The sequence below is a fragment of the Streptomyces sp. NPDC045022 genome (genome assembly GCF_056432605.1).
Genome location: NZ_JBWKIR010000012.1, coordinates 56,606 through 70,770, shown reverse-complemented (window position 1 = coordinate 70,770; position 14,165 = coordinate 56,606). Strand labels below are relative to the sequence as shown.

At 72.3% G+C, this 14,165-nt stretch carries 11 protein-coding genes; 4 read left to right on the top strand and 7 right to left on the bottom strand.

Translation table 11 applies throughout. The annotated features are described in order from the left end of the window. Both AC07C1_RS22275 and AC07C1_RS22270 read right to left on the bottom strand, forming a co-directional pair. On the bottom strand, positions 1-701 hold a 701-nt coding region (locus tag AC07C1_RS22275), incomplete at its 3' end, for a HAMP domain-containing protein (protein ID WP_478941434.1). Positions 702-926: 225 nt separating this feature from the next. After that, positions 927-2,654 carry a thiamine pyrophosphate-binding protein gene (locus tag AC07C1_RS22270; RefSeq protein WP_478941432.1) on the bottom strand — a complete coding sequence of 576 codons (1,728 nt, stop codon included), beginning with the start codon at positions 2,652-2,654 and terminating at the stop codon, positions 927-929. Positions 2,655-2,851: 197 nt separating this feature from the next. Here AC07C1_RS22270 and qcrB point away from each other — a divergent pair, with 197 nt between their 5' ends. The 3 genes from qcrB to nrfD are packed head-to-tail and all read left to right on the top strand — an operon-like array spanning position 2,852 to position 6,531. After that, a complete protein-coding gene (gene qcrB / locus AC07C1_RS22265) occupies positions 2,852-4,492 on the top strand; it encodes a cytochrome bc1 complex cytochrome b subunit (RefSeq protein ID WP_478941430.1) in 1,641 nt (546 codons plus the stop codon). Positions 4,493-4,507: 15 nt separating this feature from the next. Then, positions 4,508-5,515 carry a 4Fe-4S dicluster domain-containing protein gene (locus AC07C1_RS22260; protein ID WP_478941428.1) on the top strand — a complete coding sequence of 336 codons (1,008 nt, stop codon included), beginning with the start codon at positions 4,508-4,510 and terminating at the stop codon, positions 5,513-5,515. Beyond that, entirely contained in the window at positions 5,512-6,531 is a 1,020-nt protein-coding gene (gene nrfD / locus AC07C1_RS22255; protein ID WP_478941426.1) for an NrfD/PsrC family molybdoenzyme membrane anchor subunit, read from the top strand. Before AC07C1_RS22260 ends, nrfD begins: the two co-directional genes overlap by 4 nt. A 118-nt stretch (positions 6,532-6,649) precedes the next feature. Here nrfD and AC07C1_RS22250 read toward each other — a convergent pair whose 3' ends face one another. Genes AC07C1_RS22250 through coxB form a run of 5 tightly spaced genes read right to left on the bottom strand, consistent with a single transcriptional unit; the run spans position 6,650 to position 10,589 of the window. Next, the gene (locus AC07C1_RS22250; RefSeq protein WP_478941424.1) at positions 6,650-7,375 is read right to left on the bottom strand and encodes a haloacid dehalogenase type II; all 726 of its coding nucleotides are present in this window, start codon (positions 7,373-7,375) and stop codon (positions 6,650-6,652) included. Next, positions 7,365-7,901, bottom strand: a complete 537-nt coding sequence (locus AC07C1_RS22245; protein ID WP_478941422.1) for a hypothetical protein — start codon at positions 7,899-7,901, stop codon at positions 7,365-7,367. Before AC07C1_RS22245 ends, AC07C1_RS22250 begins: the two co-directional genes overlap by 11 nt. A 5-nt stretch (positions 7,902-7,906) precedes the next feature. Further along, entirely contained in the window at positions 7,907-8,266 is a 360-nt protein-coding gene (locus AC07C1_RS22240; protein WP_478941421.1) for a hypothetical protein, read from the bottom strand. Further along, positions 8,263-9,939: a cytochrome c oxidase subunit I gene (locus AC07C1_RS22235; RefSeq protein WP_478941419.1), complete on the bottom strand. Its 1,677-nt coding sequence runs from the start codon at positions 9,937-9,939 to the stop codon at positions 8,263-8,265. Before AC07C1_RS22235 ends, AC07C1_RS22240 begins: the two co-directional genes overlap by 4 nt. After that, positions 9,936-10,589: a cytochrome c oxidase subunit II gene (gene coxB / locus AC07C1_RS22230; RefSeq protein WP_478941417.1), complete on the bottom strand. Its 654-nt coding sequence runs from the start codon at positions 10,587-10,589 to the stop codon at positions 9,936-9,938. The genes AC07C1_RS22235 and coxB overlap by 4 nt, the downstream gene beginning before the upstream one ends. Positions 10,590-10,873: 284 nt before the next feature. Between coxB and fdh the strand changes: the two genes are divergently transcribed. After that, positions 10,874-14,134, top strand: coding sequence for a formate dehydrogenase (gene fdh / locus AC07C1_RS22225; protein WP_478941415.1), 3,261 nt, complete (start codon positions 10,874-10,876; stop codon positions 14,132-14,134). Positions 14,135-14,165: the final 31 nt, after the last annotated feature.

The following is a 14,165-nucleotide window of genomic DNA, read 5'->3' as shown; positions in this document are numbered from 1 at the left end:
CTCTTCAGCTCCAGGATCTCGCCCCGCGCGTCCACCGTGATCTTCTGCGACAGATCACCCTGCGCCACCGCGGTCGTCACCTGGGCGACATTGCGCACCTGCGCCGTCAGATTCCCGGCCATGAAGTTCACCGAGTCCGTCAGGTCGCGCCAGACACCGGCGACGCCGGGCACCTGCGCCTGACCCCCCAGGCGGCCCTCCGTGCCGACCTCGCGGGCGACCCGGGTCACCTCGTCCGCGAACGCGGACAGCTGGTCGACCATCGTGTTGACGGTCTCCTTCAGCTGAAGGATCTCGCCGCGCGCGGGGACGTCGATCTTCTGGGACAGGTCGCCCTTGGCCACGGCGGTGGCGACCTGCGCGATGTCCCGGACCTGCGTGGTGAGGTTGCCCGCCATCGCGTTGACGGAGTCGGTGAGGTCGGCCCAGGTGCCGGAGACACCCGGTACCTGCGCCTGGCCCCCGAGGGTCCCCTCGGTGCCCACTTCCCTGGCCACCCGGGTGACTTCGGAGGTGAAGACGGACAATTGGTCGACCATGCCGTTGAAGACGGTGGCGATGTCGCCCATGAGTCCGGTGGAGTCGTCCGGCAGCCGGGTGCCGAAGTCTCCGTCCCGCACCGCGGTCAGCCCCGCGAGCAGTCTTCTCAGTTCGTGGTCACCCGGGACCGTGTCGGTCGTCCCGGTAGCCCTGCCGGCCATGCGCACCCTCGTTCCGCTCCCCAGGAGCCCTCGTGCGGAGGACTCGGAACCACTGCCGGGCACACGGCCTGACCCGACGATTGTGTGTGCATTTCCGCAGTTCACGGAGATGCGTGATGAGAAAAATACGCCGCAGGCTAACCCAGGTTCGTGCTCTGGGACAAAGTAATCGGCCAACCCTCGACGACACGAAAATCACCCAGGGTGAACAGGCATGGGTGCGGACTATCCGGGTAGCCGGAGGAGTTTGACCAAGGGTTTGGGCAGGGGGTTGCCCCCCTCGCTCGCGATGCTCGTCCGGGCCCCGCCGGACGCCCAGTCCGGCGGGTTCTCGCCGTCCACCACGAACTCCAGCAGGACCGGTCCGCGCAGGGTGAGCACGTCGGCCCAGACGGAGGCGACGTGCCGGGGCCGGTCGCAGCGGACGGCGGGCAGGCCCGCGAGGCGCGCCCACTCGGCGTAGGGCATGGCGGGGACCTCGGCGGAGAGCGGGATGAGCGGGTCCCCGGCCGCGGCTCGGCGGCGCCAGGTCAGCCGGTTCAGATCGCCGTTGTTGAGGACGCAGAACACCAGCGGGGGGAGGTCGGCCAGCCGCTCCAGATGACGGCGGACGGTGATCAGTTCGTTGAGACCGCCGCTCTGGAAGGCGCCGTCGCCGACGAGGGCGATCACCGGCCGGTCGGGGGCGGCGAACCGGGCGGCGACGGCGTAGGGGACGGCCGCGCCGGGCACACCCAACCGGCCCGACAGCAGGGAGCGCATGCCGTTGCGGATCCGCAGATGGCGGGTCCACCAGTCCAGCGACGTTCCGGAGTCGGTGACGACGACGGCCCGGTCGGGCAGCCGCTCGGACAGCTCGGCGACGACCGAGCGCGGGTTCACCGACGTACCGAAGTAGCGGTTCGCCCTGGTCTCTCCCTCTTCCCGCCAGCCCCGTACCGCCTTCTCGACCTGTGTGCGCCAGGACCGGTCGGCGGCGCGGTGCAGGAGGGGGATGAGCGCTTCGAGGGCCGCGGTGACGTCGCCGGTCATCCGGATGGCCGGAAAACCGCGGTCCAGCGGGCAGTCGCCCGGCTCCGGGTCCACCGTGACGACCCGGCACCGGCCGGGGTCGGGCAACAGGTCGGGATCGAGGTCCTCGGCGCCCAGGAGCAGGAGCGTGTCGCACTCCCGCAGCAGGGCCGCCGCGGCCGCACTGCCGAGCCGGCCGGCCACACCCGTCTGGTACGGCAGGTCGTCGGGCAGCGCGTCCCGCGCCAGAGCCGTCGTGGCCACTCCGGCCCCGAGGAGCTGGGCGACGCCGACCGCCTGCCCGGACGCCGGCCGCCCCGCGTTGCCCACGACGACGGCCGGCTTGCCCGCGCCGTTGAGGGTCTGGGCCGCGCGGCGGACGTCCTCCTCGCCGGGCTGCCGTACCGGAAGGGGTACGGGACGAGCGCCGTCCGCGCCGAGGGCGCCGGTGGGTGCCGGGGCGGCGAGGACGTGGTAGGGCACGACGAGGCTCGCGACGCCCCGGTCGGTGAGCGCGGCCCGTACGGCCCGGTTCAGAGCGTCGTCCAGCAGTCCGGGGTCGGACACCTGCTCGCAGAAGACCGAGACCTCCGCCAGAGGGCGCATGCCCAGGCCGCCCCTCCCACGCGGCGCCGGATCCTCTCCCACCACCGCCAGCACCGGCGCCCGGTCCGCCGCCGCGTCGTACAGTCCGGCCAGCAGGCGCAGCGCGCCGGCGCCGGACGGGGCGACGCAACAGCCGAGGCGGCCGGTGAGCTTGGCATGGGCGCAGGCCATCAGGGCGGCGGACTCCTCGCCGCGCGCCTGGACGAACTCCGGGGTGTCGGGGCCGCCGCGCAGGGCTCCGATCAGTGGGGCGGTCCCGAGGCCCGGCACGCCGTACACCCGGTCCGCACCCCAGGCCCGCAGCCGGGCGGCGACGACCTCGGACACGTTCACCACGCTGACCTCCTGGACCGGCACGTCCGTGCGCGCCCCGGGTAGCCGCGCGCCGCCCCCCGCAAACGGCTCCGGGCGGGGGCCGCGCGTCCGTCCGGGCCGTTTCGGGCGCGCGGAGCCGGGGCACCCGTGCCAGGCTCGTAGGAGCGTACCGAGAGTGAGGGACCCGGCACCGGGCGGAAGGCGAGCACGCAGTGGCGATGTCCGAGGAGCGCCGGCCGCCCCGGCGTCGTGAAGGGCGTGGCGAACGCTTCGTGACCGCGCTCGACCAGCGGCTGCCGGTCTCCTCCGCGGGCAAGGAGTTCCTGCGCAAGGCGTTCCCCGACCACTGGTCTTTCCTGCTGGGCGAGTTGGCGCTCTACAGCCTCCTCGTGCTCGTGCTGACCGGCCTGTACCTGACGTTCTTCTTCCACCCGGACATGGCCGAACGGCCGTACACCGGCTCGTACCTCCCCTTGCGCGGCACGATGACCACCGAGGCGTACGCGTCGGTGCTGGACATCAGCTTCGGCGTGCGCGGCGGTCTGCTGGTCCGGCAGGTGCACCACTGGGCGTCGCTGGTGTTCGTCGCGGCGATCGGCGTGCACCTGCTGCGGATCTTCTTCACCGGGGCGTTCCGGCGCCCGAGGGAGGTCAACTGGACGGTCGGCGTCACGCTGTTCCTGCTGGCCCTGCTGGAGGGCTTCTGCGGCTACTCGCTCCCCGACGACCTGCTGTCCGGCACCGGTCTGCGCACCGCGCAGGGCATCCTGCTGTCCGTGCCGGTCGTGGGCACCTATCTGTCGTTCTTCGTCTTCGGCGGCCAGTTCCCGGGGCACGACATCATCTCCCGGCTGTACGTGACGCACATTCTGCTGGTGCCGGGCCTGCTGCTGGCGCTCGTCGCGGTGCACCTGACGTACGTCGTGGTGCACAAGCACACCCAGTGGGCGCGGCCCGGCCGCACCAACCGGAACGTGATCGGCAAGCCCCTCGTCCCGCAGTACACGGCGAAGTCCGCGGGCCTGTTCCTCGTCGTCGCCGGCGTGCTGACCCTGATGGGCGCGCTGTTCCAGATCAATCCGGTGTGGGCGTTCGGGCCGTACCGGGCCGACCACGTCTCCCTGGACTCGCAGCCCGACTGGTACGTGGGGTATCTGGAGGGCGCGCAGCGGCTGATGCCGGCCGCGGAGACGAACCTCGCCGGGCACACGATCGCCTGGGACGTGCTCCTGCCGGGCGTCGTGCTGCCCGCGGTGCTCTTCCTCGTCCTCTACGGCTGTCCGTTCTTCGAGCGATGGATCACCGGGCCCCGGCCGGAGCAGCACCTGTGCGACCGGCCGCGCAACCAGCCCACCCGCACGGCGCTGGGCGCGGCGGCCGTCTCGGCGTACGCGGTACTGCTGCTGGCGGGCGGGCAGGACGTGCTGGCCTACCGGTTCGGCCTGCCCCTGGAGCTGCTGACCCGCACCTTGCGCACCGCGCTGTTCGTGGGGCCGTTCCTGACCTACCACGCCACCAAACGGGCCTGCCTGGGGCTTCAGGCGGGCGACCGGCGCCGGCTGCTGGACGGTGAGACGACCGCGGAGGTGCGGCGCACCGCGGGCGGCGGCTACGAGGAGGCGCACACGCTGCTGTCCCGGGAGGAGGCCTACCGGATCCTCGTGCGCGACACCCCCCGGCCGCGTGCGGAGGGCACGGAGGCCTGGCGCTGGTTCCACAGACACCGGCTGCGCAACGCCCTCAGCCGCTGGTACTTCGGCAAGAGTGTGGAGATGCCGGCCACCGCCTGGCAGAAACGCCGCGTGGAATTCGTGCGGGCGGCGCCGGGCGAGGTACCCGGGGACGGCGAGGAGCCGTGAGCGAGGAGGCAGAGGATGAGCGGGCATGAGGATCGCGGCACCGTTCTGTACGGCCCGCAGCCGGACGTGGCCGGCGCCGCCGGCTACCCGGACGCCCCGCCGCGGATGGGATTCTTCACCGACACCTCCGTGTGCATCGGCTGCAAGGCGTGCGAGGTGGCCTGCAAGGAGTGGAACGCCATCCCGGAGGACGGTCTGGAACTGACCGGCATGTCCTACGACAACACGCAGGGGCTGAGCGCCGACACCTGGCGGCACGTGGCCTTCATCGAGCAGCGGGCGCCGTTCGGCGGGCAGCAGCCCGGGATCACCCACGAGGACGTGGATGTGTTCGCGGCCGCCTCCCGGCTCGGCCCCGACGCCGGGTCACCCGGTCCGGGCGCCACCACTCCCCCGCCGGGCCAGGAGGGCGCATCCGCCGGGCCGATCTCCCCGGTCTCGCCCGACGGCCGCACCGAGCTGCGCTGGCTCATGTCCTCGGACGTGTGCAAGCACTGCACCCACGCGGCCTGCCTCGACGTGTGCCCCACCGGGGCGCTGTTCCGCACCGAGTTCGGCACGGTCGTCGTCCAGGAAGACGTCTGCAACGGCTGTGGCTACTGCGTCCCCGCCTGCCCGTACGGCGTCATCGACCAGCGCGAGGACGACGGCCGGGTGTGGAAGTGCACCCTGTGCTACGACCGGCTCGGCGTCGGCATGGAGCCCGCCTGCGCCAAGTCCTGCCCCACGGACTCCATCCAGTTCGGCCCGCTGGAGGAACTCCGTGAGCGGGCCCGGGGCCGGGTGGCGCAGCTGCACGCGGCCGGTGTGACCGATGCCCGTCTGTACGGCGAGAGCCCGGACGACGGGGTCGGCGGCGACGGGGCGTTCTTCCTGCTGCTGGACGAACCCGAGGTCTACGGACTGCCCCCGGACCCGGTGGTCACCACCCGGGACCTGCCCGACATGTGGCGGCACGCGGCGCTGGCCGCCGTCTCCCTGGCCGCCCTCGCCGTCGGCAGCTTCGTGAGGAGGCCACGATGACCGGATCCGATGTCACCCGCGAGGGTGGCCAGGGCGCGCGGCCGGGCCGGGATGCGCCCCCGGGCGCGCAGCCGGTTCGTCGCCGGCGTCGGCGCGGGCGGGGCGAGCAGCCGATGGTGCCGGACGCCGAGTTCTCGTCGTACTACGGCAAACCCGTACTCAACAAGCCGACGTGGAAGCCGTTGGACATCGCCGGGTATCTGTATCTGGGTGGTCTGGCCGGTGCGTCCTCGCTGCTGGCGGCGGGGGCCGAGGCCACCGGCCGGCCCGCCCTGGGCAGGCCGGCGAAGCTGGGGGCCGCCGGGGCCATCTCGCTGTCGCTGGCGGCACTGGTGCACGACCTGGGGCGGCCCGGCCGTTTCCTGAACATGCTGCGGGTCTTCAAGCCCACCTCGCCGATGAGCGTGGGCTCCTGGCTGCTGGCCGGTTACGCGCCGCTGACGCTGGCCGCGGCGGCGACCGACGTGGCCGGCCGCTACCGGCTGGTCGGCTCGGCGGCCACGGCGGCCGCCGCCGTCCTCGGTCCGGCGGTCGCGACCTACACCGCGGTGCTGATCTCGGACACGGCGGTGCCGTCCTGGCACGAGGGCTACCGGCAGCTGCCGTTCGTCTTCGGCGGCTCCGGTGCGATCGCCGCGTCCGGACTCGCCCTGGTCGCGGCTCCGGTCGGCGAGGCCGGACCCGCCCGCCGGATGGCCGTGCTGGGGGCCGCGCTGGAACTGGGCGCCTTCCAGGTCATGAAGCGGCGCATGGGGCTGGCCGCCGAGCCCTTCGAGCTGGGCAGGCCGCACCGCTTGCTGCGGGCGGCGGAGGCTCTCGCAGCGGGCGGTGCCGCGCTGGCGGTCCTGTCGGGGCGACTGCGCGACCGGCGCCTCGCCGTGGCCGCGGGCGCCGCTCTGCTGACCGGGTCCGCTGCTTTGCGCTTCGGGGTGTTCGACGCCGGGGTGGTGTCGGCGGAGGATCCCAAGTACACGGTGCTACCGCAGCGGGAGAGGCTCAGAGCCCGCGAAAGCTGACGCGGCCAGGCTTCCCGAGGCGGGTCGGTCGCCTTCCGTAACACCCGTGTACAGCGGCCTCAGCAGTCCTCAGCCCGGGCGCCGGACCGCACGGCACTCACCGCGGTCGGTACGGCCTTCAGGCGCTGTCCTCCCCGTCCCCGCTCTGGTCGAGGAGGCGCCACTGGGCGCCGAGCCGGTCCGCCAGATCCCTCACGCCCGTGGCCTCCAGGGCGGCGGGGAGCTGCGCCGCCGGGTAGGGCTGGGCGGCGCGCCGCAGCCAGGCGGTGGCGAGCCCGGCTCGGGCGGCGCCGTCGATGTCCCAGGGGTGTACCGACACCAGAACCGCCTCACCGGCCGGCACGCCCACGGTGTCGAGTGCGTGCGCGTAGGCCTCCCTCGCTGGTTTCCAGCGGCCCACACCCTCCACATCGAGGTGGGTTTCGAAGCAGTCGGACAGACCGGCCCGGTCGAGGACCGCGCGGGTGGTGGCCGCGGAGCCGTTGGTCAGGGTCACCAGGCGGTACCCGGCCGTGCGCAGGGCTCGCACACCGTCGGGCACGTCCGCGTGCACGGGCAGCTCGGGCAGTCCGGCCAGGACGTGGTCGGCGACCTCTTCCGGGTCGGTCCCGCTCCGCGCGCGGGCCGCCAGCGTGCGCAGCCCGTCCCGGGCCACGGCGGCGAAGGAGGCCTGGCCACCGGCCAGGGTCAGAGCGACTCCGTCCCGCAGCACTCCGGCGAACCAGGCGGGCAGCAGGTGGCCCGGCAGTCCCGCCTCCTCCAGGCGGGTGGCGAGCGGAGACAGGTCGGTGAGCGTCTCGTTGACGTCGAGGACGAGGACGCGGGGGCGGCCGTCACCGGGCAACGGGATCACCTCCCCGGGGGCAGGGCTGCTGTGCGGCCATGGCCTCGCGCTCCTCTCGGTCGACCCAGGACCAGGTGATCGCGGCGGCGGTGACGCCGACCGGCAGCATGGCGACGATCATGGAAAGCCCCGCCGCCGAGTCCCCGGCCGCGACGACACCGACCGCCGGCAGGTCGAGCAGGGGTGCGGCGAGGAACAGGTACAGGCAGCGGCCGGAATCGCTCAGGCGGTGCCGGGTGGCGGCGATGACCGGCAGCCAGAACAGCACCGCGGCCAGGAGCAGCGCCGGTTCCGTGGCCCAGCCACCGCCCGGCGGCCGCAGGCCCACCGTGTCCCCGAGTACCGCCCAGGCGTGCAGCAGCACCAGCAGCGGGAGCGCCACCGCCGCGGGCAGGCTGATCCGCTCCCACAGCGGGGACCGCCGCAGGAGCCGGACGGTGACCGGGACGACCACGGCCACGAGGAGGCCCGACCAGGCCATCGCGGCCACCGACGACGGCGAGGACATGTGCGCGGAGTGGTCCACCGCCGTCACCTCTCCCGGGCCGTCGTCCCGCGCACCGCCATGGCCGCCGCCACGGCCAGCAGGGGTACGGCGACGGCGAGCAGCCAGTGGCCGTAGACGAAGCACAGGGCCACCAGCAGCAGCCCGATCGCGGCGGGCAGGACCGCGCCCGCTCCCCGGTCCGGCACGTGGTAGCGGACGTGCTGGTCGGAGGCCGTGCGCGAGGACAACAGCACGGCAAGGGCGGCCAGTTCGAGGACGAGGACGGCTCCGCCCCACAGCCAGTACACGAGCGCGCTCTCGCCGTAGACCGCGAGCACGGCGAGGAGGACGCCGTTCAGCAGGCCCCAGCCGGCGACCACCGCGGCGGACAGGTGCCGTTTCACGCGCCGCTCCGTTCCCGGCGGTCACGGTCTTCCCGGCGCCTGAGGTCGAGCAGCGGGGCGAAGCTCGTGACGGGCGGCAGCGGGCGATCGGCGGGGAAGTTGAGGCGCGGGGGCGGGGAGGTGGTGGCCCACTCCAGGGTGTGGGCGTCCCACGGATCGTCACCGGCGTGCTCGGCGCGGCCCAGCGTGCGCCTGCGCAGGGTCCACAGCACGTTGACGACGAACACCGTCATTCCCGCCGCGAGGAAGGCCGCACCGATGGTGGCGAGCAGGTTGAGCAGTCCGAAGCCGTCGAAGGCGGCGTACGTGGCGACCCGGCGCGGCATACCGAGGTAGCCGAGGGCGAACATCGGCAGGAAGGTCGTGTTGGTGCCGATCACCAGCAGCCAGAAGTGCAGGCGGCCCATGCGTTCGTCGAGCAGGGTGCCGGTGACCTTCGGGAACCAGAAGTAGACGGCCGCGAAGAGCCCGAAGGCGCTGCCGGCGAAGAGTACGTAGTGCAGGTGGGCCACGACGAAGTAGCTGTCGGTGACGTGGTAGTCGATCACCGGGGTGCCGACCATGATCCCGGTGAGACCGCCGATCAGGAACTGCGGGAGGAAGGCGAGCGCGAACAGCATCGGTGCGGCTAGGCGGAGCCGGCCGCCGAGGATGGTGCCGAGCATGCCGAAGTACTCGACCCCGGCGGGGACGAGGAGCGCGATGGAGGTCAGGGAGTAGTAGTCGTTGGCCGCCTGGCCGGTGGCGAACATGTGGTGGCCCCACACGCTCATCGACAGGGCGGCGAAGATCAGCAGCGACAGCGCGGTGCCCCGGTATCCGAAGAAGCGGCGGCCGGAGAACACGGCCAGCACCTCGGCGACGGCGGCGAGGTACGGGAAGAACATCACGTACACGACCGGGTGGCCGTAGAACCAGAAGATGTGCTGGTAGCCGATGTTCCACACGTTGGACGCGAAGACCGAGGCGTCGGCGCGGCCCACGGCGAGCAGGGTGAGGGCGGCGAGCAGGGCCGGGAAGGCGCCGATCACCATGAGGCAGGTGGCGACCATCGCCCAGCAGAAGACGGGCAGCCGGAGCATGGTCATGCCGCGGGTGCGGCGGCGCAGGATCGTCCAGAGCACGGCCCAGCCCATGAGGATGGTCCCGGTGACCGCGAGGAGGACGCCCGCGATCCACAGGTCCGTGCCGGCGCCCGGCGAGTGCTCGGTGTCGGCCATCGGCGGGTAGGAGAACCAGCCGTCGGCGTGCGCCCCGGTGGGCGTGGCGAAACCGGCCAGCATGGTGAGCGCGCCGAGGACGTAGAGCCAGTACCCGAGCAGGGTCAGGCGGGGCAGGGCGATCCCGGGGGCACCGATCTGCAGGGGGACGAGGTAGACGCCCATGCCGATCGCGAACGGGGTCATGACCATGTAGATCATGCCGGAGCCGTGGATGGTGAACAGTTGGTTGTAGGCGTGCGCGGTGAGGAAGTCCTCCTCGGGCTGTGCGAGCTGGCCGCGCATGAGGAGCGCGAAGACACCCATGAGCAGCAGCAGGACCAGGGAGGTGACGACGGTCAGCAGTCCGATGCGTTTGTGGTCGGTGGTGGAGACCCAGCCCAGCCAGCTGCCCGGCGGTACGGGCCGGCCGGCGTCGTCCCGCTGCCCGGCGGCGGGGGGTGCGACCGTCACGCGGCCCCCGTCCCGGCGCCGGCGGGGTGGCCGTGCAGCCAGCGGTCGTACTCCTTGGGCGAGACGGCCTTGATCCAGAAGTCCATCGCGTAGTGGCGCTGTCCGCAGAACTCCGCGCACCTGCCGCGCCAGCGGCCCTCCCGGTCGAGGGTGAGGGTGAAGGTGTTCACGTGGTGCGGGAAGGCGTCCATCTTGTAGCGCAGGCCCGGCACCCAGAGGGAGTGGATGACGTCCCGTGAGGTGAGGCGGAGCTGGACGGTGCGGCCGGTCGGCACGACGAGCGTCGGCGTGTTCCTGCCCTTGCAGGTGCCGGAGACGCTGCGGTGCTCCGGGGACTGCGGGTAGCGGAAGGTCCAGCACCACTGGAAGCCGGTGACGTCGACGCGCAGCGGTTCGGCGGCGGCCGCGCGGTGTTCCTCGTGGTTCTGCCAGGCGGTCCAGGCCACCAGGAAGACCGCGAAGGCGGCGAGGGCAGCGACGTAGTAGGTCTCCAGGCGGGACCGTTCGGACCGCTCGGAGACCTCCCCCTGCCGGCCGGCCCGCCGCCGCAGCAGCGCCCAGGCGAGCAGGGCGCACACGACCAGGAAGACGAAGCACGCGACGATCGTCTCCAGGGTGAAGACGGTCCCGAAGATGTGACGTTGCCTCACCGCGCCGCCGCCTTCGCCCCGACGACCCTGACCCTCATGCGAGCACTCCCGTAGCCTCGTTCGGGACCGCGACCACCCGGACATTACGGGCAGCGGATATGGTCCATGCGCCGACACACCGCAGCGGTGGGGTCCCCCGGCCCGGCCGTCTCACACCTGGCGGGTGGGTTTGGCCGCGACGGGCGGGGGTACTCCGCGGCTCGGCACGGCGAGAGGTGCCGCCAGAGATGCCGTCCCGGCGAGGCTGCGGGACACTGTGGGGAGACCGAGCGGGAGGAGCGGCTGTGGGCGTACGCACCTGGATCGACTCCTGGCCGGTCTACCGCCAGCTCACCGGAACCGACCCGCTGGGCCGGGGTGCCGCCGCGAGGAGCGGGCGCACCGAGCGGCTCCAGCCTCGGGTCGCCACCGCCGACCGGGTGGTGAAGTCCGTCTGCCCGTACTGCGCGGTGGGCTGCGGCCAGAACGTGTACGTCCAGGACGAGCGGGTCACCCAGATCGAGGGCGACCCGGACTCGCCGATCTCGCGCGGCCGGCTGTGCCCCAAGGGCGCGGCGAGCCTCCAGCTGACGACTGGGGACGCCCGCGAGCACCAGGTCCTCTACCGGCGCCCGCACGGTACCGAGTGGGAGCGGCTTGACCTCGACACGGCGATGGACATGATCGCCGACCGGGTGATCGAGGCGCGCCGGGCCGGCTGGCAGTGGGAGGTCGACGGGACCCGGACCCGGCGCACCATGGGCTTCGCAAGCCTCGGCGGAGCCACGCTCGACAACGAGGAGAACTACCTCCTCAAGAAGCTGTACACGGCGCTGGGAGCGATCCAGATCGAGAACCAGGCGCGTGTTTGACACTCCTCCACCGTTCCCAGTCTGGGAACCTCGTTCGGGCGCGGTGGCGCGACCACCTTCCAGCAGGACCTGCAGAACTCGGACTGCATCGTCATCCAGGGTTCGAACATGGCCGAGTGCCATCCGGTCGGGTTCCAGTGGGTCATGGAGGCGAAGGCCCGCGGCGCCAAGGTGATCCACGTCGACCCGCGGTTCACCCGTACCAGCGCGCTGGCCGATGTGCACGTGCCGCTGCGCGCGGGCTCGGACATCGCCTTCCTCGGCGGGATCATCCACTACGTGCTGGAGCACGAGAAGTACTTCCGTGACTACGTCGTGGCGTACAGCAACGCGCCGGTGATCCTGCGGGAGGACTTCCGGGACACCGAGGACCTGGACGGCGTCTTCTCCGGCCTGGACACCGGCACCCGCAGCTACGACAACAGCACCTGGCAGTACGAGGGCACCGAGGTGCAGGCCGCCTCGGGCGAACGCGACCAGGAGTACGAGGCGCGCACCGGCGGCGGCAGCTCGGTGTCCGAGGCCGCGCGCGGCGAGTCCCACGGCTCGGGCGGCGCCGACATCGGCGAGGGCGAGCCGGAACGGGACGAGACGCTCACCCACCCGCGCTGCGTCTTCCAGGTGCTGAAGCGGCATTACGCCCGGTACACGCCCGAACTGGTCGAGCAGATCTGCGGCGTGCCGCAGGACCTGTTCCGCCAGATGTGCGAGCTGGTCACGGACAACTCCGGACGGGACCGGACCACCGCGTTCGCCTACGCCGTCGGCTGGACGCAGCACACGGTGGGCGTGCAGTACATCCGCGCCGCGTCGATCCTGCAGACCCTGCTCGGCAACATCGGCCGGCCCGGCGGTGGCATCCTCGCCCTGCGCGGCCACGCCTCCATCCAGGGGTCTACCGACATCCCCACCCTGTTCAACCTGCTCCCCGGCTACATCCCGATGCCGCACGCCCACGAGAACGAGGACCTGGACGCCTTCGTGCGGGCCGAGGCGGCGCGCAAGGGCTACTGGGGCAACATGCGCGACTACCTGGTGAGTCTGCTCAAGGCGTACTGGGGCGACGCGGCGACGCCGGACAACGACTTCTGCTTCGACTACCTGCCGCGTCTGACGGGCTCCCACTCGACCTACGAGACCGTCATGGCCCAGCTGGAGGGGACCTGCAAGGGCTACTTCCTGATCGGCGAGAACCCGGCGGTGGGCTCGGCCAACGCCAAGATGCAGCGGTTGGGCATGGCCAACCTGGACTGGCTGGTGGTGCGGGACTTCTCCCTGATCGAGTCGGCCACGTGGTGGAAGGACGGCCGGGAGATCGAGTCCGGTGAACTGCGCACGGAGGACATCCGCACCGAGGTGTTCTTCCTGCCGGCGGCCACGCACACCGAGAAGGACGGCAGCTTCACCAACACCCAGCGCCTGCTGCAGTGGCACCACCAGGCCGTGGAACCGCGCGGTGAGGCACGCAGCGACCTGTGGTTCGCCTACCACCTGGGGCGCCTGATCCGGCAGAAGCTGGCCGGGTCCACCGATCCGATGGACCGGCCGCTGCTCGATCTGGCCTGGGACTACCCCACGAAGGGCCCGCACGCCGAGCCGGACGCCGAGGCCGTCCTCGCCGAGATCAACGGCCATGACGCCGAGGGCCGGCCGCTGTCCTCCTACGAGCAACTGAAGTCCGACGGTTCCACCGCCTGCGGCTGCTGGATCTACTGCGGGGTGTACGCCGACGGCGTCAACCAGGCCGCCCGCCGCAAGCCCGGCGCGCAGCAGGACTGGGTGGCGGCCGAGTGGGCGTGGGCCTGGCCGGCCAACCGCCGCATCCTGTACAACCGCGCGTCCGCCGACCCCGACGGCAGGCCCTGGAGCGAGCGCAAGGCGCTCGTGTGGTGGGACCGGGACCAGGGGCAGTGGGTCGGCGATGACGTGCCGGACTTCAAGAAGGACAAGTCGCCCGGCTACCGGCCGCCGCAGGACGCGACCGGACCGGAGGCGCTGTCGGGCACGGACCCGTTCATCATGCAGGCCGACGGCAAGGCCTGGCTGTTCGTGCCCTCCGGGCTGACCGACGGCCCCCTGCCGACGCACTACGAGCCGCAGGAGTCGCCGTTCACCAACATGCTCTACGGCCAGCAGCGCAACCCGGTGCGCCAGTTGCTGCTGCCGCACCCCGACAACCGCTACCAGCCCAGCGGGGAGGAACCGGGCGCGGAGGTGTTCCCGTTCGTCGCCACGACCTACCGGCTCACCGAGCACCACACCGCGGGCGGCATGTCGCGCTGGCTGCCCTATCTGGCGGAGCTGCAACCGGAGTTCTTCTGCGAGGTGTCACCGGAACTCGCCGCCGAGCGCGGCCTGGAGCACACCGGCTGGGCGATGATCGTCAGCGCCCGGGGCGTCATCGAGGCGCGGGTCCTGGTCACCGACCGCGTACCGCCGCTGATCGTGCAGGGCCGCACCCTGTACCGGGTGGGCCTGCCCTACCACTGGGGGCCCAACGGTTACAGCACCGGCGACGCGGCCAATGAGCTGGGCCACCTGGCGATGGACCCCAACACCCACATCCAGGAGAGCAAGACGTTCACCGTCGACATCCAGCCGGGACGCCGGCCCCGCGGCCGCGCGGCCGTGGAGCTGGTGCGGGCCTACCGGGCCCGGGCGGGCATCGACGAGCGCACCGGCACGGAGCCGTGAAACCCCTCCCGCTGACCCGGAGGGTGCCGTC